Annotated in this window: 19 protein-coding genes; 9 read left to right on the top strand and 10 right to left on the bottom strand. The window is 28.5% G+C overall.

The window, feature by feature from the left end; translation table 11 throughout:
• Window positions 1-10 precede the first annotated feature (10 nt).
• The 4 genes from EK368_RS13120 to pepF form a co-directional block, all read right to left on the bottom strand.
• Complete coding sequence (locus EK368_RS13120; protein ID WP_129600418.1) at window positions 11-1,408, bottom strand: peptidoglycan D,D-transpeptidase FtsI family protein; 1,398 nt, start codon at window positions 1,406-1,408, stop codon at window positions 11-13.
• Window positions 1,401-2,627: an FtsW/RodA/SpoVE family cell cycle protein gene (locus EK368_RS13115; RefSeq protein ID WP_129600416.1), complete on the bottom strand. Its 1,227-nt coding sequence runs from the start codon at window positions 2,625-2,627 to the stop codon at window positions 1,401-1,403. Before EK368_RS13115 ends, EK368_RS13120 begins: the two co-directional genes overlap by 8 nt.
• A 5-nt stretch (window positions 2,628-2,632) precedes the next feature.
• Complete coding sequence (locus tag EK368_RS13110; protein ID WP_129600414.1) at window positions 2,633-3,058, bottom strand: FHA domain-containing protein; 426 nt, start codon at window positions 3,056-3,058, stop codon at window positions 2,633-2,635.
• A gap of 146 nt (window positions 3,059-3,204) precedes the next feature.
• A complete protein-coding gene (gene pepF / locus EK368_RS13105) occupies window positions 3,205-5,007 on the bottom strand; it encodes an oligoendopeptidase F (protein WP_129600412.1) in 1,803 nt (600 codons plus the stop codon).
• 196 nt (window positions 5,008-5,203) lie between these two features.
• On the opposite strand from pepF, the gene ytvI reads away from it, so the two are divergent.
• Window positions 5,204-6,259 (top strand): sporulation integral membrane protein YtvI, encoded by a 1,056-nt coding sequence (gene ytvI / locus EK368_RS13100; protein WP_129600410.1) that lies wholly within the window; start codon window positions 5,204-5,206, stop codon window positions 6,257-6,259.
• A gap of 231 nt (window positions 6,260-6,490) precedes the next feature.
• Window positions 6,491-8,425, top strand: coding sequence for a type I glutamate--ammonia ligase (locus EK368_RS13095; RefSeq protein WP_423243547.1), 1,935 nt, complete (start codon window positions 6,491-6,493; stop codon window positions 8,423-8,425).
• Between the two features lie 13 nt (window positions 8,426-8,438).
• On the opposite strand, the gene EK368_RS13090 is transcribed toward EK368_RS13095, so the two are convergent.
• Complete coding sequence (locus EK368_RS13090; protein ID WP_129600407.1) at window positions 8,439-9,206, bottom strand: hypothetical protein; 768 nt, start codon at window positions 9,204-9,206, stop codon at window positions 8,439-8,441.
• Between the two features lie 155 nt (window positions 9,207-9,361).
• On the opposite strand from EK368_RS13090, the gene EK368_RS13085 reads away from it, so the two are divergent.
• The 4 genes from EK368_RS13085 to EK368_RS15325 all read left to right on the top strand — a co-directional run bounded on the left by EK368_RS13085 (window position 9,362) and on the right by EK368_RS15325 (window position 12,774).
• Complete coding sequence (locus tag EK368_RS13085) at window positions 9,362-10,201, top strand: mechanosensitive ion channel family protein (protein WP_129600405.1); 840 nt, start codon at window positions 9,362-9,364, stop codon at window positions 10,199-10,201.
• A 146-nt stretch (window positions 10,202-10,347) separates the two neighbouring features.
• Entirely contained in the window at window positions 10,348-10,590 is a 243-nt protein-coding gene (locus tag EK368_RS13080) for a FeoA family protein (RefSeq protein ID WP_129600403.1), read from the top strand.
• A 14-nt stretch (window positions 10,591-10,604) separates the two neighbouring features.
• On the top strand, window positions 10,605-11,393 hold the full coding sequence (locus EK368_RS15330) for a FeoB small GTPase domain-containing protein (protein WP_129600401.1): 789 nt from the start codon (window positions 10,605-10,607) through the stop codon (window positions 11,391-11,393).
• A complete protein-coding gene (locus EK368_RS15325; RefSeq protein ID WP_202976486.1) occupies window positions 11,386-12,774 on the top strand; it encodes a nucleoside recognition domain-containing protein in 1,389 nt (462 codons plus the stop codon). The genes EK368_RS15330 and EK368_RS15325 overlap by 8 nt, the downstream gene beginning before the upstream one ends.
• 25 nt (window positions 12,775-12,799) lie before the next feature.
• Here EK368_RS15325 and EK368_RS13065 read toward each other — a convergent pair whose 3' ends face one another.
• The gene (locus EK368_RS13065) at window positions 12,800-13,243 is read right to left on the bottom strand and encodes a metal-dependent transcriptional regulator (protein ID WP_129600399.1); all 444 of its coding nucleotides are present in this window, start codon (window positions 13,241-13,243) and stop codon (window positions 12,800-12,802) included.
• Between the two features lie 322 nt (window positions 13,244-13,565).
• On the opposite strand from EK368_RS13065, the gene EK368_RS13060 reads away from it, so the two are divergent.
• Both EK368_RS13060 and EK368_RS13055 read left to right on the top strand, forming a co-directional pair.
• Window positions 13,566-13,754 carry a hypothetical protein gene (locus tag EK368_RS13060; protein WP_129600397.1) on the top strand — a complete coding sequence of 63 codons (189 nt, stop codon included), beginning with the start codon at window positions 13,566-13,568 and terminating at the stop codon, window positions 13,752-13,754.
• 119 nt (window positions 13,755-13,873) lie between these two features.
• Complete coding sequence (locus EK368_RS13055) at window positions 13,874-14,326, top strand: chemotaxis protein CheX (RefSeq protein ID WP_129600395.1); 453 nt, start codon at window positions 13,874-13,876, stop codon at window positions 14,324-14,326.
• A 174-nt stretch (window positions 14,327-14,500) separates the two neighbouring features.
• On the opposite strand, the gene EK368_RS13050 is transcribed toward EK368_RS13055, so the two are convergent.
• Window positions 14,501-16,963 (bottom strand): ABC transporter permease, encoded by a 2,463-nt coding sequence (locus tag EK368_RS13050; RefSeq protein WP_129600393.1) that lies wholly within the window; start codon window positions 16,961-16,963, stop codon window positions 14,501-14,503.
• An 11-nt stretch (window positions 16,964-16,974) separates the two neighbouring features.
• On the bottom strand, window positions 16,975-17,661 hold the full coding sequence (locus tag EK368_RS13045) for an ABC transporter ATP-binding protein (RefSeq protein ID WP_129600391.1): 687 nt from the start codon (window positions 17,659-17,661) through the stop codon (window positions 16,975-16,977).
• A gap of 220 nt (window positions 17,662-17,881) precedes the next feature.
• On the opposite strand from EK368_RS13045, the gene EK368_RS13040 reads away from it, so the two are divergent.
• Complete coding sequence (locus EK368_RS13040; RefSeq protein WP_202976485.1) at window positions 17,882-18,262, top strand: four-helix bundle copper-binding protein; 381 nt, start codon at window positions 17,882-17,884, stop codon at window positions 18,260-18,262.
• A gap of 184 nt (window positions 18,263-18,446) precedes the next feature.
• Here EK368_RS13040 and EK368_RS13035 read toward each other — a convergent pair whose 3' ends face one another.
• A complete protein-coding gene (locus EK368_RS13035; RefSeq protein ID WP_129600389.1) occupies window positions 18,447-19,688 on the bottom strand; it encodes a HAMP domain-containing sensor histidine kinase in 1,242 nt (413 codons plus the stop codon).
• On the bottom strand, window positions 19,672-20,388 hold the full coding sequence (locus tag EK368_RS13030) for a response regulator transcription factor (RefSeq protein WP_129600387.1): 717 nt from the start codon (window positions 20,386-20,388) through the stop codon (window positions 19,672-19,674). The genes EK368_RS13035 and EK368_RS13030 overlap by 17 nt, the downstream gene beginning before the upstream one ends.
• Between the last annotated feature and the right edge of the window lie 31 nt (window positions 20,389-20,419).

Below are 20,419 nucleotides of genomic sequence, written 5' to 3'. Positions count from 1 at the left end.
TTTCTCCCCTTTATTTGAGTTTATTCAAGGCAGCAATCATTAAATCTCTTGCAATAGGTGCTGCACTTGAGCCTCCAGTTAATCCAATATTTTCAAGTACTATTACAACACATACCTTTGGATCATCAGCTGGAGCAAATCCTACAAACCAAGCATGCTCCTTTTGAGATTCATTTTCTGCTGTTCCAGTCTTTCCTGCAACTTTTATATTTCTAATTTTTGATTTTTTTCCTGTTCCTCGATCTACTACATTTATCATCATATCTTTTATTTTTTCAGATGTCCACTCATCTGTAACACTTCCAAGAATCTGTGGGCGAAAATTTTTAATTGTTCTTCCATCAGAACTAAGAATTTCCTTTACCAAATAAGGCTTCATCATCTTTCCATCATTTGCAATAGCACTAGCTGACATCACCATATTCAGTGGTGTCACTAAAATTTTTCCCTGTCCAATGGCAGTGGCTCCTAGCTCTGGTTTGGTCAACATTTGTTTTGGAAATATAGAATTTTTCGTCTTTAAATCAAAAGGAATTTTTTTATTAAACATATATTTTTCACATGTTTTTTGTAAAATTTCCTCTCCTAGCTCAAGTCCCATGCGAGCAAAGGCTACATTACATGAAACTCTCATAGCTTCTTTTAAATCAATTTTTCCATGAACATTTTCTTTATAATCTCTTAATACATACCCATCAATATTTATACTTCCTCTACATTCAAAATTCTTACTTATATCATTTTCAAGTGCTGCCGTTGCAGTAATAATCTTAAATACAGATCCAGGAGCATAAAGCCCCATGGTAGCTCTATTAATTAATGGACTATTTTGATTCTCTGTAATTTCAGCCCAGTGATCTTTTATAGTAGATGGATCAAAATCAGGATTACTTACCATAGCATATATTTCTCCATCTTTGGGATTCATAAGTATAATAGCACCTTTTTTACCATTTAAATGTTTCTGTGCATCTTTTTGTAAATCATGATCAATTGTAAGAATTAAATTATTTCCTTTTTCTTTAGGTCCTGTAATTTTTTGTGTAATTTCTGCAATAGGGTTTTGATCAATATTTAAAAGTTCTTTATTATAAGAAGCCTCCAATCCTGATTTTCCATATTCCTTCAAACTATATCCAATAATATGACTATACAGATTTCCAAATGGATAATATCGAACCTGTCCATCTTGAGTTTTTTCACTATAAGCCAATGTCTTTCCATTTCTATCTGCAATAATACCTCTTAATACATGTTCTTCATTAACCCATTGCCTTTTATTATAATGATTCGTTACAATTTTTGAAGCCTGAAAAACTTCAAAATAGCTTAAATACACTACTAAGCTTATGAAAAGCATGCTAAATATAATTAAAACCCTTATGATTCTTTTGTCCGTTTTATCCATTGTCTTCCTCCTGACTAGGATCCATCTCTTCAGAAGCTACTTGTAAAATTCCCAAAGCAGCAAAACTTGATATCAATGAACTTCCTCCATAACTTACAAAAGGAAGGGTCACTCCCGTTAGTGGAATCATTTTGATAACTCCTCCGATAATAATAAATGCCTGAAGTCCAAGCAAAGTTGTCATTCCTATGGCAACAATTTTAAAAAACAAATTTTGTTGATACAAAGCAATTTTAAAACCTCTATATACTAAAATTAGAAATAGCATAATTACTCCAATTCCACCAAATATTCCCATTTCTTCGCAAATAGCAGAAAAAATAAAATCATTATGTACCTCTGGAATAAATTCTGGATATCCAAGACCAATTCCTGTTCCAAAAAAACCTCCTGATGCAATAGCAAATAAAGACTGAGTAATTTGATATCCTTTATTATCGATGTACTTCCAAGGATCAAGCCAAGTAACGACTCTAATTTGCACATGATTCACTACAAAATAACTTACGAGCGCAATAAAAAAAGCTCCTATTATATTATAATAAATTAATTTTCTATTGTTTTCAAATATATAAAAAATAGTCATAAATATAAAATAAAAAATCATAGCTGTTCCTAAATCTCTTTGAATAAATAAAAATCCTATATAAGTATATACAATACCTATGAGTCCATAGGTATTCATTATTTTTTCTTTTTTACTATAATAGGAAGCCAAAAAAAATATAAATATTATTTTTATCAGTTCTGCAGGTTGAAATCCAATGTTTCCAACTTTAATCCAATTGGTAGCTCCCTTAATTTTTACTCCAAACACAAGAGTAGACAAAAACAATATAAACGATAAAATCATATAAGTTTTTGTCCAATCTTCCCATTTCTTTATCTTTTTTATCACTGCATAAAATAAAAAAAAAGTAGTTATTCCTACACCAAACCAAGTAATTTGTCTAAATCCATAAAACGGATTAATTCGATAAATCATAATAATTCCTATGCTTATCAGCATAGTCATAATCAAAAAAATATAATGATCCCCTGATGAGGTTCTTAATAATATAAAATTAGAAATATAAATAATAAAAGTAAGAAATATTCCTGAAATTAAAATAAATTCATCAAAACTTTCCTTATAGAAATACAAAAGACATAAAGCCATAATATCTATCAAAAGAATTAAATTTTGTGGTGTTTTATAACTCAATAATTTTCTAAGCATATAAACTACTCCTCTATAAATAAAAATTCAATTTGCCCCAACCTTATACGATCTCCGCTTTTTAACTCCACCACATCTATAATACGATCTCCATTTAAATAAGTTCCATTTGCACTATCTATATCTTCCACAAAAAAACTTCCTTCATCTGATATAATTTTTACATGTTGATTAGATATATAAGGATCATTAATTATAATATCATTTTCTTTTTTCCTTCCAATGGTAACCGTCTTTTCAATTGTATACACTTCCTTCACTTTAAAGGGAAGCTGTTCTTTACGATTGATTAATTTTAAGTATGGACGTGCTTCTTTTACTTGAGTCATTCCTTTGATATCTAAATAAATTAAACGAATAATTGCAAAAATAAATAAATAAATAACAAAAATAAATAAATATCGAAATATTAATGATAACAAATGAAACATAGACTCACCTACCATATTTTCATTATTTTATTCTACAATATCATGATATAGAATGAAAATCTATATAGCAACATTTTTTTTGTAAGTTTAACCATTTCCACTAAAATAAATACTTTCTACTTTAACAAACTGAAAAGATGCTATTTTTATAGCATCTTTTCCATCTCTTGTACTAGTTTTTCAAAAACTTTCAAAGCTTCATGAATAGGTTCTGTCGTCTCCATATCTACACCTGCACCTTTTAAAAGGTTAATAGAATAATCTGATCCTCCTCCTTTTAAAAACTCAATATAATCTTTTACTGAATTTTTTTCTTCTTTTAAAATTTTCTGTGACAGAGTAATAGCTGCAGAATATCCTGTAGCATATTTATATACATAAAATGCATTATAAAAATGTGGAATCCTTGCCCACTCCATTTTAATTTCATCATCTACTATAACATTTGGTCCATAATACAACTTATTTAAATCTCCATAAATTTTACAAAGTTCTTCTGAAGTTAGTGCTTCACCTTTCTCTACCTTTTCATGAATAATCTTTTCAAACTTTGCAAACATAGTTTGTCGATACAAAGTTCCTCTAAATTGCTCTAAATAATGATTCATTAAATATAGCTTTTTGTTTTTATCTTCTGTATGATTTAAAAGATACTCCATAAGCAATGTTTCATTTACAGTAGATGCTACTTCTGCTACAAATATAGTATACGATCCATATATATATGGCTGGGTTTTATGTGTATAATAAGAATGAATAGAATGTCCCATTTCATGTGCTAATGTAAATACATCATGAACCGTATCTTGATAATTTAACAATACATATGGATTACTAGTATAAGTACCAAAAGAATAAGCTCCACCAGTTTTTCCTTTGTTCTCATAAACATCAATCCAACCCTCATCAAATCCTTTTTGTAAAATTTGAGTATATTCCTCTCCTAAAGGAGCCAATCCTTTTTTTACTATATCTTTTCCTTCTTCATAAGGAATATCTATTTTTACATCTTTTACAATAGGTGTATACAAATCATACATATGTATTTTATCTAGCTGTAAAGCTTTTTTTCGAAGCTCTACATATCGATACATAGTAGGTAAATGCTCTTCTACTGCTTTAATTAAATTTTCATACACAGATATAGGAATATAATCTGTATCTAACGAAGCTTTTAAAGCCGAAGGATATCTTCGAACTTTTGCATACAATACATCTTTTTTTACACTATAATTTAAAGTAGATCCAATAGTATTCTTTTGGTTTTCATAAGAACTATATAAAGCCTTAAATGCATCTTTTCTTACCCTTCTATTGGAACTTTCTAATAATTTTATATACCTTCCTTTTGTCACTTCTATTTCTTCATTATTCTCATCTTTGATCACAGGAAATTTTATATCAGCATTATTAATCATTCCATAAATATTTTTAGGAGCTTGTGCTAATTCTCCCATTTGTGCTAAAATTTGTTCTTCTTCTCTTGAAAGGATATGTTCTTTTTGGCGAAGAAGTTCTTTTAAATAAAAGTCATATAGTTTTAATCCTTGATTTGTATTTAAAAATTCATTTATTTTTTCTTTAGGTATACTTAAAATTTCTGGAACTACAAAAGATAGACTACTTTGAACAAAAATAGCCAAACTTTGTGCTTGATCTGTCATAGCTTGATATTTGGTGATAGTATTGTCCTCATCTTTTCTCATTTTTGCATATACATATACATTTTCAAGCTTTAAAGATATCTCATCTTGTAAGGTAAGAGCCTTAAATAACTCCTCTGAAGAAGCCCCTAATTTTCCTTGGTATTTCATAAAATCCTTTGTTAAATTTTGCACATCTTCAAAATCTTTTTTCCAATCCTCATCATTCTCATACATTTTTTCTAGTTTCCATTTGAATTCATTTGGAAGATCTTTTCTATTTGGAATATTTTTATTTTCTGTCATACATATATACTCCTCTCTTCTTTATTAATATATTATTTCAATCTTATAACGTATTTATTTTTATTATAACCTTTATATTCTATTTATCCAATGTTTTCCTTATTAAATTAAATCTTATACAGATACACTTTACTTACTATACTAATACCTATTTATCCAACATATAATAAGATATATTATATTTAGGAGTGTTTTTATGGACAATTTCAAAGAATATATTCCTTTATTCACTCGAATTTTAATTTTGTTTATGATTTTATTTACCATATACTTTGTATCTACCACTTTGATTTTTTATATCTTGCCCTTTATTTTAGGATGGATTATTTCTTGTTTACTAGATCCTATTATCCTGTTTTTATGTAATACACTAAAAATTTCTAGGAATCAATCTACCCTTGTTGCTTTATTTTTATTTTTATTTCTTACAGGATCATTTTTTACTTTAATAGGTGGAATCATTATTATTCAGCTTACAAATTTATCTATATATTTATCTGAAATATACACTCAAAATCATAGTTTCATCCATGAAATTGAAAATCTATACATTCAACTTCCTTCAAATCTTATACATTCTATTATTACAAATCTTACTGGATTATTTAAAAATTTTACAACGATCATCAGTACACTTATTTCATCACTTTTAAGTTTTATCTCAACTATTCCTCAATTTTTAGTATTCCTTTTGGTCACAATTATTTCTACATTTTTCATTACTAGAGATAAACCTATTATCAAAAAGTTTATTATAGCACAGCTTTCTCAAAATGCTCTTTGTAAAAGTAGAATGATAAAAGGAGGACTATTCTCTGCTTTAACAGGATACATAAAAGCTCAACTTATTTTGATGCTCATTACCTTTTTAGAAAGTACTATTGGTCTGATGCTTTTAGGCATTGATTATTTTATTTTGATTGCTTTTTTAGCTAGTATTATTGATGCTCTTCCTCTATTAGGTACAGGATGTGTATATATTCCCCTAATTTTGTGGAAACTATTACAAGGATCTTTCATGGAGTGTATTGGCTTAGGTATTCTTTATTTATTAATCCTATTATTAAGACAAATTCTTGAACCAAAAATTTTAGGAAGTCAACTGGGTATTTATCCACTTGTTACTCTTATAGCTATGTATATAGGTCTAAAATTATTTGGTATATTAGGTTTGATGATTGGTCCTATTTCTGTAGTGATTTTTATAACTCTACAAAATGCTGGGATCATTCCTCCTTGGAAAAAATATTAATTTGCGAACATTTTATAATTATTTAAATTTTTAATTCGCATTTGTTTTTGTATATATATTCATTTTCATAGTTTTGTATTCACTGTTCAAATTTGTGACATTTATTATATTTTGACTAATACATACTTTTTACATATTCTTTAAAATATTTTTTTCTTTGTATCTTTACAAAAAATTATGTTATGCTATAATTATTCGATATAATAAAATTTCAAGTAACGGGGTGATTTTATGTCAAAAGATATATTATGTTCAGAAATGGATAAATTATTATTTTTACTTCCTCCAGATTCTCATACTGCCAAAGATATCACATCTATTCTTAAAAAGCATCCAGAAGTAAAATTTGTATCTTTAGTAGGTGTTGATTTAGGCGGAAATGATACAGATGAAAAAATTCCTGTGTCATTATTTTTAAAAGATATAAATACTTTTTTAGCACACGGTGTTCAAACAGATGGTTCTAGTGTAGTTCTTCCTAAAATAGCTATTTTAAATAATGCTCAAGTAGATATTATTCCTGATCTATCTGTAAATTGGTTTGTAGATTATAATATAGATCATATAGATCAGACTACAAATCTGCCTGTAGGTACTCTTAGAATCCCTTCTTTCCTTGTTCATAATGGAAAAAAAGTAGACTCTCGTTCTATACTTGCAAAAGCCGCAAAAAACTTCAAAGAAAAAATTCTTTCTCTTATAAAAAATAATCCTTACATTCTAAAAGAATTAGGACTTTCATCTTTTGAAGAAATAGATGAGGTTATACTTACTGCTGCTACTGAACTTGAATTTTGGGTAAAAACACCTGATGATAAAACAGATAAAGAACAATTATCTACTTCTCAAGTACTAAAAGAACAATATTGGAAAAGAACTGTAGGACCTGTTAGAACTGCTATGGAACAATCATTGATGTGTTTAGATCTTTATGGACTAGAAGCTGAAATGGGTCATAAAGAAGTAGGTGGCGTAAAAGCAAAACTTACTGGAGATGGAAACTTCGATCATATTATGGAACAATTAGAAATTGACTGGAAATATAGCACCGCTCTACAAGCTGCAGATAATGAACTTATTGCTCGCTACATGGTAAAAGATACTTTCATTGCTAACGGTCTTGAAGTTACATTTTTGGCAAAGCCTGTTGATGGAGTTGCCGGCAGTGGAGAACATCACCACATTGGTGTAGCTTTAAAGCTTAAAAATGGACACCTTAAAAATTTATTTTCTCCTATAGATATGAAAAAAGATTTTATGAATCCTATAGGCTTTGGTGCTCTTATGGGTATTTTAAAAAACTATGAAGTGATTAATCCTTTTGTTACTTCTACAAATGATGCATTCAATCGTTTGAAACCAGGATTTGAAGCTCCTGTATGTACTGTATCCTCTATAGGTCATACTCCTGATTCTCTTTGTCGAAATAGAACTGTATTAGTAGGTCTCATTAGAGATTTAGAAAATCCTTTAGCAACTAGGTTTGAACTAAGATCTCCAAATCCAACTAGTAATACTTATTTAGTATTAGCATCTTCTTATCAAGCCATATTAGATGGAATCACTGCTGTTTTAGAACATAGTAAAACTTGCAAAGAATTAGAAGCTATTCTTTCTAAAAATGCTGGAGAAGAAGCTTTTTACCTCGAAAAAGATCGCGCTTATAGAAGTGAAGAAGATGTCTTTGATGATTATATAGAAGAAGAAAGAAATAAATTATTTGGTCAACCTCCTGCTACTGTATGGGATAACGTAGTTAATTTTGATCATTATCCAAATAAAAAAAATGTTTTATTAAAAGATAATGTATTTAATGAGGACATTATCAATTCTTATAAAACAGCTATATTGACACAATGGGCAACTGAACTTTATAATAGAATTATTCCAGAGAACATGGAAATCGTAAGAAGCTGTAAAAAAATACATCAAAATGAAAATGTATCTGATTTAGATGTAGTCAATTGGGAAAAAATCAATTATTTGCGTTATAAATTAATGAAAGATAATCTAAATAAAAAATCTCTTTTTACACAAATTAGAGAAGCTATCAACGAAAAAGATTATGCTACTGTTTCTAATCTTCAACTTAAAATGAGAAGAAAAATAAACGAATTAAGTGAATTATATGCTCTTTATAAAAGAAATTTATTTGAATTAAAATAAATCCTAGAACTTTCTAGGATTTATTTTTTATAGAATATTTTCTCATATGACTAGATAAATATTGTATTTTTTTCTCCATATCCAAAAGAAGCGAATTCATCTCTTCAATAGCTGAATTCATTTGTTGCATGGTAGGTACTAATTCTTCTTGTTGCTCATAATTTTCATTTTCTCCATTTAAAATTATAACTTGTCCGATTTGTTCCATTCCTTCTCGCATTTCTTCTATTCCTGTTATAAGCAAATCTCGATCGCGATTCATTTGATTTGTAAATTCAACAGTCTGATTTAAAACCTGAGCAAATTGTTCCATGAGTAAAGTTATCTTTTTTTCATCTTTATTCTTCATTTCCTTTGTCTCATAAATCTGTTTCATCTTATCATAAATTTCTTCATAACTACATCCCTCTTCTTTTTCTTTAAATTCATAATTAAACTCCATCCATATATTTTTTGTATCTTTAATAATTTTGTTAATAGTTGCAATTGTAATGCCTATTGTAATCAAGCCTCCTGTCATACTATTTACAAAATTTTTTTTTTCTATTTTAGATTGTTTGCTTTTATATTCATTTAAAATTTTTTTTAATTTTTCTTCCCCATACGCTGTATACCCATTTTCTTCTATTAAAATGTTGATTTTTTTATAAGTTTGCTCGTCTAAGCTATGGATTAAATTAGATTTATAAAAAAATAATCCTACAAATACAAAAGTAAGAATGAAATACCCTATGAGTAAATATGTCATCAATGTTTTTTTATAATTCTTCCGTATAGGCATATATTTCACCTCCTATTCCTCTCTCCTTTGTAGTACATCCTATTCTTGCATAAAAAATATGTGAAATATTTATGTATTTATTCCTCTTTAGAATATCTCGTCTCCTGTTTGTCTAGACTATAAAATAAGTTAAATATTTTAAAGGAAGTGAACCTATGGATCTTTCTTTTTTGAAAAATATTCATATTCAATATAGTATTAAGCCTTTTATTACTTCATTGATTATATTAGTGATTTCCTTTTGTCTAATAAGATTTGTTATGTTTTTAACTCAAAAAATTATAGAAATTACCAAATTTAATGAACAACGTGAAATGACTATAAAAAGTATCGTAGATTCTTTGTTTGCATATTTTATTTTAATTTTAGCTGTTTTAAATATATTGAGTGAATTTGGCTTGATCAAAGAATCTACTATTGTAACGGGTGCAGGAATTATTACACTAGTAGCTGGATTTGGTGCTCAAAATCTAATCAAAGATATTATCAATGGTTTTTTTATATTGTTTGAAAGACAAATGAAAGTTGGAGATTATGTAAGCATTAACGAACAATATCTTGGAACTGTAGAAGAAATCGGACTTCGTTCTACTGCTATTCGAGAATGGTCTATGAAAAAAATTTATATTCCCAACGGTCAAATTAAGACATTAAAAAATTATTATAAAGAAAGATCAAGAGTGATTGTAGAAATCGTAATACCCTTTGAAGAAAACCATGAATTGGTCAAAAAAGTATTACAGAAGGTTTGTGATGATTTGAATGAACAATATAATGACAAACTCTATAAAATAGGTGATGCCAACTACTCAGAATTTAGCATTTTAGGAATTGTGTCTTTAGATGGAAAATACGGAGGAGCAAAATATATATTAATAGGAGTTGTTCACCCTCACTTTCAGTGGTTTTTAAGAAATAAGGCCAATGAACATATATTACAAGTTTTTCAAGAAAATAATATTCAAATTGCTTATCCTAAAATTTATACATATTAAAATCTCCATCAAAAAAATATGGAGATTTTTTTATTTTTTTAGCACACATTTTTTATAAGTTCATAGTATAAAAGAGAAAGTAATTAGCTAAGGCTAACTTTTATTTTTCATAATTTGTTAGCCTTAGCTAATAGAAGGAGGATACTATGAAACAAGAAACAAAAATACCACTTTGTCATCTATCTGTAGGGATGAAAGGAAGAGTTTTGGATCTATTAAGTACAGAATTACCTAGAAGAAGAATGTTAGATCTAGGTTTAGTTCCAGGAACTATTGTAGAGGTTTTAAGAAAAAGCCCTCTTGGAGATCCTGTCGCCTATAATATTAGAGGAGCCATAATTGCATTAAGAGAAGAAGAGGCACTAAAAATATTAGTAAGACCTATTTAGAAAGGAGTATGATTATGGGATCAAATTGCAAATCTTGCAACAAATGTATATTACATGAAAAATTTAATATTAAAGCTGAGCAAGATGAACTAATTATTGCTCTAGCAGGAAATCCAAATGTAGGAAAAAGTACAGTCTTTAATTCATTAACAGGATTAAAACAACATACTGGTAATTGGCCTGGTAAAACTGTTTCTAATACAAGAGGACACTATACCTATAAAGATAAAAAATTTGTTTTAGTAGATCTTCCTGGTACTTACTCTCTTTTATCTAATTCTATAGAAGAAGAGATAGCCCGTGATTTTATATGCTTTGGAAAACCAAATGCTACGATTGTTGTGGCTGATGCAACTTGTCTTGAGCGAAATTTAAATTTGGCTTTGCAAGTTATGGAGCTTACCAATCAAGTGATTCTTTGTATCAACTTAATGGACGAAGCAAAACGAAAAGGTATTTTTATAGATATCCATGGTCTGCAAAAAGATTTAGGTATTCCTGTGATTCAAACTGCTGCTCGTTGTGGGCACGGACTTGATGATCTTATAGATGCAGTTTATCATATGGCTTTAGGAAATACTCTTACAAACCCTAAAAAAATCATTTATGAAGAAAAAATAGAAACAGAATTAAAAAAGCTCATTCCACGTTTAAAACCTATACTTAATAACAAGTTAGATGTACGATGGGTAGCTTTAAAGCTTATTGAAGGAGATCTCACTATCTTACATTCCATACAAAAATTTTTATATGATGAAATCTCTTTAGATACTCACAGGGAGGTGGCTTGTTTTTATGAGTAATCCTATCAATCTTTTATTAGATATTGAAAATGAAATTTCAAACAAGGATCATTCCCTATTTAGAGATAGTATGGTCAGTAGCATATACAAAGAAGCAGAAAGTTTGAGTACTCAATTTGTTATGAAAAGTGACGAAAAAAAATATAATTGGGATGAACAGCTTGATAATATTCTTACTTCTAAAATTTTTGGTTATCCTATCATGTTTTTACTTCTAGGCTTAGTGTTTTGGATTACTATCACAGGATCTAATATACCATCTTCTTTGTTAGCAGACTTTTTATTTGCTATAGAAGCTCATATCACTACCTTTTTTATGAATATAAATGCTCCTAAGTGGCTTCATGGTATTTTAGTTTTAGGTATTTATCGTACACTTGCATGGGTTATATCTGTTATGCTACCTCCTATGGCTATATTTTTTCCATGCTTTACCCTTTTAGAAGACTTAGGATACCTTCCTAGGGTAGCTTTTAATCTTGATAAATTATTTAAAAAAGCTGGAGCTCATGGAAAACAGGCTCTTACTATGAGTATGGGTTTTGGATGTAATGCTGCTGGTATTATTGCTTGTAGAATTATAGAATCTCCAAGAGAAAGACTCATTGCAATGATTACCAACAACTTTGTTCCTTGCAATGGACGCTTTCCTACTCTTATTGCAGTCTCTAGTATTTTTATAGGGAGTATTGTTGCAAGTCAATATAATACCCTCGTTGCATCCTTTTTTGTATGCATTTTAGTAATCATAGGTATTTTAGTAACTTTAGGAGTTTCTTTAGGACTGTCTAAAACTTTGTTAAAGGGTGTTCCTTCTTCCTTTACATTGGAACTACCCCCTTATCGAAAACCTCAGTTTGGAAAAATACTCTATAGGTCTTTGATTGACAGAACTATATTTGTATTAGGAAGAGCAATAGTTGTTGCAGCTCCTGCAGGTCTTGTTACTTGGATTTTAGCTAATGTATTTATTGGAGGAGAAAGCATATTATCTCTCATTGCAGGATTTTTACAACCTTTTGGTAATCTTATAGGTATGGATGGATTTATTCTTATGGCTTTTATTTTAGGTCTCCCTGCTAATGAAATTGTCCTTCCTCTTTTGATTATGAGCTATATGTCTAAGGGGGCTATGCTAGAATTAGATAGTATAGAAGCGATGGGAAATTTATTTATAGCAAATGGATGGACCTGGCTTACTGGTTTAAATGTCATGTTATTTTCACTTTTGCATTTTCCCTGCGCCACTACTCTTTTGACTATAAACAAAGAATCTGGAAGTTTTAAATGGACATTCTTATCAGCTATTATTCCTACTATTGTAGCTATTGTTACCTGCTTTGTACTTACTCAAATTGTACGACTTATAGGGTTGGTATAGTTAAACACGCCAAGGCGTGTTTTTTCTATGCCTCAATTCCTTCACTCCAATGCTTTTTTTCTTTTTCTTTGCAAAATTGCATAAAACTTTTTTGGATGTCTTGATTGTTATTCATAAACTCAACTAAATTTTCAATAGCTAAAATAGTGGGGGAACTTAAATAATGCTCCATAGCTTCAGCTTCCTCTTCTTTGTCACATTGACTATAGATTACAGTTAAAAATTCTTGAAGTACTGTATTTCTCTTTACTAGTAAATATCCTAAGTTGCTTCCTTCTTCTGTTAGATAAATACCTTCATATTTTTTATATGTAATATATCCTTGTTTATTTAATTTTCGAAGTGCTTTTACTACAGATGGAGAAGATACATTTAGTTTGGTAGCAATATCTAACACTCTTATTTCTTTATTGTTTAGAGATAACCTATACACTTCCTCTAAATAATCTTCTAAACTGGGTGATAACATTTTAATCTCCTTCCAAAAAATCTTTGTTTTCAAAAAATGATAACAAGTACATATAATCTTATACAAAATTCTATTCAATACATATTTTTCTATGTATCAAAATTCATGAGAAAAAAAATCAAAAAACATAGAAGTAAGTTATTCATAACATATAGAATCTCCTATGCTCTAAATTTTCAAAGCAAAGCAGTATAATTATAGTCCTTTTTAATCATTTAACATGGTAATATTATCCTAAATGCACTCAAACATGTTAATGTGCACATTAAAGATGACGAAATATAATTAGCTATTACTGATAATATGAAGGGAGATGATAATAATGTTAAGCATGCAGACAATTAACGATTTACTAGAATTAGTAAATCGTCTGGATATTAAAATCAAACAAAATAAAGATGCTATTGATTTACATCAATTAGAATATTTAACCTATCAAAAAATAAAAATACTACAGTTAATTGATGATTTAAACTGCAAGGAAAGTTATTTTAATTATTCCAATAAGTAATAACTATAATCTACAAGAGTTAAAATTTAATATTGTCTTTCAAAAATATATTTGCAATATTAAATTCATCATTTGATAGACAATAAGTTCCTTAAAATGCAAATAGATTGGAGATTTTTATGGATGTACAATATATTAATCCTTTTTTAGAAGCTTTCACAAAAACACTAGAACAATTAGGAATTATGGATATAAAAAAAAGTAATATTACAAAAAAAAATAAATTTTATGTTAATTTTGATCTATCTACTGTCATCTCTATGCAAGGGACAATTCAGGGAAATATAGCTTTATCAATGCCTAAAGATACTGCTCAAAAATTAGCTTCTACAATGATGATGAATATGAGCTCATCTAATATTGATGATATGGTTAAAAGTGCTATTGGGGAATTGTTAAGTATCATTGCAGGGACAGCTTCTACAATGTTAACATCATTAGGAATATCATTGCAGATCAGCCCTCCTCTAGTACTTCTTGAGCCTTCTGATATAAATTCTTTAGAAACACTGGCAATCGATTTCGAAACACAATTAGGCAAAATAGAATTTAATATAGGTTTTAAAATGTAATTATATACTTTAGCAAATCAACATAAATCTTATTAAATATCTTAAATTTAATCATCAAAAAAACTTTTTTAAAATAAAGGACTGGTACTTTAGTATCTTTAACATAAGAGAAGTTTTTAAAAATAGAGGACAATGAAAACTTGTCCTCTATTTTTAACTCTTTCTAAATATTCATTAAAATTCTTCTCTTAAAGCATCTATTAAATTATCTTTTTTAATTCTTCTAATAGGCATTAATACAGAAATATATCCAATAAACATAGCTCCTATTGATGCTATTACTATAGCATCTAATGGTAGTTTATAACTTTGTTCTCTAATATCACTAATTCCTTTAAATAATACATAAGAAAGACCAGAGCCTGCTACAGATCCATAAAAGCTTCCCACTATTCCATAAAGAATTCCTTCTAGAATAATCATTTTCTTCAATCCCTTTTGCGTCAGTCCTATAGATTTTAATGCTGCAAATTCTTTTCTTCTTAATATAATATTTGTAGTTAAGGTATTGATAATATTGACACTTCCAATTAAGGCTACTACCACAACAAATCCATATAGTAGTATTTTTGCCATTAATATAGCTGATTTTGCTATTCTATTTTCATCAATAATATTGATAAGCTTTAAGTCATTTGAATCATTTATTATATTTTCTATTTCTTTTTTCACCACATTTTCAAATTTGACATCTTTAATCTTTATATTTAGTCCAATAGAATCTATACTTTTATCAGTTAACCTTTGAGCTATCTCCTTTGTAGTAATCATTTTTATTTTATTTTCCCCTCCCCTAAAATAAAAAGGATTACTTTTTAAAACGGCTAACACTTTAACTTTATAAACCTTTTTTTGTCCAAACTCAAATTTTTCATTATTTTCATTAGATTGAAGAAATATTTCATCTCCTACCTTTAAATCTGTAATTGGACCAACATAAGTCCTCTGGGTTTTTTCATTATATAGCCTATTGTTTCCAATAATAATAACTCCATTTTCCCTATTTAACCTCTCTATATTAATACTTCCTTCTTTTAAATATTTCTTTGCAATTTCTAAGGAAGCTTCATCATAAGTAACTAAAGAGGAATCCATTAAAGTTTTATTTTGATTCTCATAGCTTATATCCTTATATACGCTTCCAATCTCTTTAATATCCTTAATCTCTCTATTTTTATTGACAACAGCATCAAAATAATATGGTTGAAACACTTCATAACAATTATTTATATATGATATGTCTTTGATATGGTCTATGATCGGCTCTTCTATACTTATATTATCTTTACTTTCTACAGCAAAATGTATATTTTTAGATTCATTTGTTTCTCCATATATATTTAAAGACATATCCATAAAAGATTTAAAGCTTATAAACAATGTTACACTAATTACAATTGAAAATACAGTAATCCAATATCTTTTTCTATTTCTTTTTATATTTTTAGAAGCTAAATCTCCTTCAAAACCAAATATTTTTCCTATCATATAGCTCTTTCTTTTTTTGATCTTCTCTTTTGTTATAGAATTTCTAGTACTGATAGCAACTAATGGTGATATTTTTCCTGCAAATATAGCAGGAAGTAGTGCTGAAATATAAATAGAAATTAATCCAATGACAATACTTAAAAAAACAACATCTGTTGAAATAGCGGGAGATGCAAATACTATATTTTCTCCCCCAATCCATCGAAAGGTTACATCTATTCCATAAAGTGCTACAATTCCAAAGCAAATTCCTATAGGTATACCTATAAAAGCAAGAAAAGTAGCTTCTCTTAATATAATTTTTCTAATTTGCTTTGGTGTAGTCCCTACAGCTCTTAAAAGACCAAATTGCTTAACTCTTTCTACTACACTTATTTGAAAAGCATTATATATAACTGCTATTGTTGAAATTACTACAATTCCAATAATAACAATTAAGACAGAAATCATACCTTCTGGCATATTTTCTCCTTGTGCCATAATAAGATATTGATTTTCTACTATGGATTCTTCATTCCATAGTTTCTTTAGTTCATTCATATTTTTGTTGAAATTTTTATTTGGATTCAATTCAACAACTAGATTTGTATTTTTATTACTTATATTAGAATCATTTGTTACTAGCTCTCCCATGTTATCATTTTGATTATTATAGGTATCATTTAATATTCCTACTAAAGTGTATTCTTTATCTATAAGTTTTATATGGTCTCCAAGCTTTCCATTCTTTTTTATTTTATCAAGAAACCATTTTTCCATAGCTACTTCTTTATTTGTTTCTGGCAATCTACCTTCTTTCATCTTATATGGTACAAGCTTTAATCCATCATCACTTCCAAATACTTCTCTCACTTTAAGATGATCATCTAAATTTACTTCATTCCCTATAGTATAGGTACCACTTCTTACAACTACTGGATTACTTTTTATCTTTGTTATAAAAGTATCATCTACTTTTTCATACATAATATGCCATGATCCATAAGTATTTTTCATATCTTGTATCTGAGTTTGCTGCATACTCTTAATGAAAAATCCTATAGATGATATTAAAGCTACAGATAATATAATACCTATTAATGTAAATATTGTTCTTTTTTTGTTGGATCTTAAATATTTTCCTGTAATTTGTTTATAGTTATTTATCATATGAATCACCCCTAACTTTGTTTCAAATATTTATCTGAAACGATACAACCATCTACAAGTGTTATAATTCTATCTGCTAAAGAAGCTATATTCATATCATGAGTAATCAATATGAGGGTTTGATTATATTTTTTTGCAGAAAACTTTAATAACTCTATTACTTCCTTTGAATTTTTACTGTCTAAATTTCCAGTCGGCTCATCTGCAAGCACTATGGCTGGCTTATTGAGTAACGCTCTTCCTATAGAAACCCTTTGCTGCTGTCCTCCTGATAATTCAGATGGCAAATGATTTTTTCTGTCTTCTAATCCCAAAAGCCTTATAATGTCAGATAAATATTCTTTATCTACTTGATCATGATCTAGTAATGCAGGAAGTGAAATATTTTCTTCCACATCTAACACCGGTAGTAAATTAAAAAATTGAAATATAAAACCTATCTTTCTTCTTCTAAATATAGCAAGTTTTTCTTCCCTATACTCATAAATATCCTCTCCATCAATCATCACTTTTCCTTCTGTAGGTCTATCTAATCCTCCTAGGAGATGCAGCAATGTACTTTTACCAGACCCTGAAGCCCCTACAATTGTAACAAACTCCCCTTTATTGATGCTTATATCCAATCTCTTTAGTGCTTCTACCTTATTTGCCCCTTTTCCATAAACTTTTTTCAAACCTTGAACCTTTAAAATCTCCATATTACTCCTCCTAATCTTTCTATATTTTTCTATTCATAACATCTCTGATACATTTATTATATCTACCTTATTAACAAACCTCCATGACTCTGTCCTTACAAAGGAAAAACTATCTTACAATTTTGTAAGATAGTCTTTCCTTGTACAAAGTACATTTACATCATTGAATGAATATATTGAATTTGTAAGCTAATTAATTTATATTGAAAGGAGAATTTCAATGTCTGAAAACTTATCACAAAATTATTCTGAGAACTTTGCATATAACAACCCTGATTCACACTCAACTTTATTAATGACCATTCAAAATTGTGAAGCTACTTGTGAACATATGACCACCTTCTTAAAATGTAGAAAAGATGTTCAATCAAGAGTAATACAACTCCAATTATTACGTGATTGTGCAGATATTTGTACTTTAACTGCAAAATACATTGCACGTAATAGTGGATTTTCAAAATGTATTGCTAATTTATGTGCATACATTTGTGAAGTTTGTGGAACAGAATGTTTAAGATTTCCTGATCCTGAATCACAACATTGCGCTCAAGTATGCTTACATTGTGCAAGAGAATGCCGAGTTTTTGCAATGATGCCATAAGGCTTCAAAGCTGCTTTTACTAACCTATACAATCAAAATAAACCTTGGGACTATCTCCTAAGGTTTTCTATTTGTAATGCACAGCATCATATATTCACTAGAGTTTTACCGAAAAAGAGTATCTTTAAAAATACAATTAATTATATTTTTATTCATTCCCTCTATTTATGAGATTATTTAAATATCAAAATTTAAAAAAGGTAATGATAAAGCTTGTCCCCTCATCTATTTGACTTGTAGCCTCAATATATCCTCCATGTTTTTCAACAATAGATTTTGCTAATGATAATCCTATTCCTATAGAATCACTCTTTTTAGAATAAGTAGACTTATAAAATCTTTTAAAAATATTGACCAAATCCTCTTCTTTAATAACATCTCCCCTATTATGAATAGTAATTTTTGTATAAGCTTTATTATCCTTTAAATCTATTAAAACATGGCTACCTTTATCTGCATGCTCTATACCATTTTTCACTACATTTATAAAAGCTTCTTGAAGCCATAGCCGATCATGACTCAAGCTTATATCTTGACTTGAAATAAAATCTATTTTCACATTTCTTTCTACCGCCTTATTTTCTAGTATTTCTATTACTTCCTCTATGGTCTCATTTAAACTTTGTTCCTTAATTTCAAGTTCAATGGCATTGGCATCTATTTTAGTCAGTTTCAGTAAATTTAAAATAAGCCATTTCATTCGATTTAATTGATCCCTATTATTGCTTAAAAAGGTCTTTGCTTGTTCCTTTGTTAAATTCTTACTCAGCATAATATCGTTATATAAAATCATAGTAGAAAGAGGAGTTTTTAACTGATGAGAAATATCTGAAAGGAGATCTACTAAAAAATTTTTTTCTTTTTTTAATACAAAAATATTTCCCCTTATGACTTCTCCCATAGCATTAAAAGATTGTGTCAATTTAGATAAGTCTCCTTCTTTTGTTTCATTGATTTTTAAATTGTAGTCTCCCTCCACTATCTTTTTAGCAGCCAAACTCAAGCTTCTTATATGAGTATAGAAATATCTATATTGTATGTAGTTTAGTATAAAAAGAATTCCTGTTAAAATAATTCCTAAAAACAATATATTCATTATGCTATTTCTAAAACTATCTTTTATATATGGAAATAAACTTACTTCTAAGCTTTCACTCAATCCATATTGTCTTAAAATTTCCTTTCCTTTTTCTTCTTCCTCCTTAGTTAATTCTTTTGTCATAAGGAGAACAATCTTAGTTTCCAACTGTGGGTTATTTTCAACGAGCTTGGCTGTCATTCCTCCTAAAACCTTTATATAATCACTTCTGATATTTTCATAACTCACTTGTATCATTATATAATTAGCAATTAAAAATATCACCATAATTATCATAAAAATGATATAGCTTTTCTTGATCTCTGGATTATTAAAATATTCCTTCATATTTATACTCCTTTGTTACTTGATAGTTCCATTTATAGCCTAAACCCCTTTGTGTAATGATATACTCAGGATCTTTAGAATTATTTTCTAACTTTTCTCTTAATCTTTTTATATACACAGAAAGAGTATTTTCATCAAGAAAAACATCTGCTCCATCTAATAATTCCTTAAGGATCTCTTCTCTTTTTATTAAAATCTTAGGTTTTGACATAAATATTAAAAGAAGTTTGTATTCCTGTGACGTAAGATGAATCTCTATGTTATTCTTCTTAGTAAGGGCCATAGATGTATCTACTACTATATCTCTACTGACTAATTGATTACTCACAAAAGCTGTTTTAGAGTTTCTCCTTAAAATTGCTTTTATTCTAGATATCAATTCCTTTACTCTAAAAGGCTTTGTAATATAATCATCTCCTCCTATTTCAAATCCAAGTACTACATTTACCTCCTCATCTAGGGCAGTCAAAAATATAATAGGCACATTACTTGTTTTTCGAATATATTTACAAAGCTCATACCCATTTCCATCTGGAAGATTTACATCTAATATGATTAAGTCAAAACTTTCATTTTCAAATAACCTTTTTCCTTCATCTAAAGTTGCAGCTTTTGACACTTGATAACCTTCATCTGCTAAAGTAAACTCTATTCCTAAAGCTAAAGCTTCATCATCTTCCACTAATAATAATTGATTCATTTTTTCCCCTCTCTTATTCTAACGTCTTAAT

The sequence above is a fragment of the Anaerophilus nitritigenes genome (genome assembly GCF_004138215.1).
GTDB classification, from domain to species: Bacteria; Bacillota; Clostridia; order Peptostreptococcales; family Thermotaleaceae; genus Anaerophilus; species Anaerophilus nitritogenes.
The sequence above is the reverse complement of the archived record's forward strand: the minus strand, read 5'-3'. Positions and strand labels throughout refer to the sequence as shown.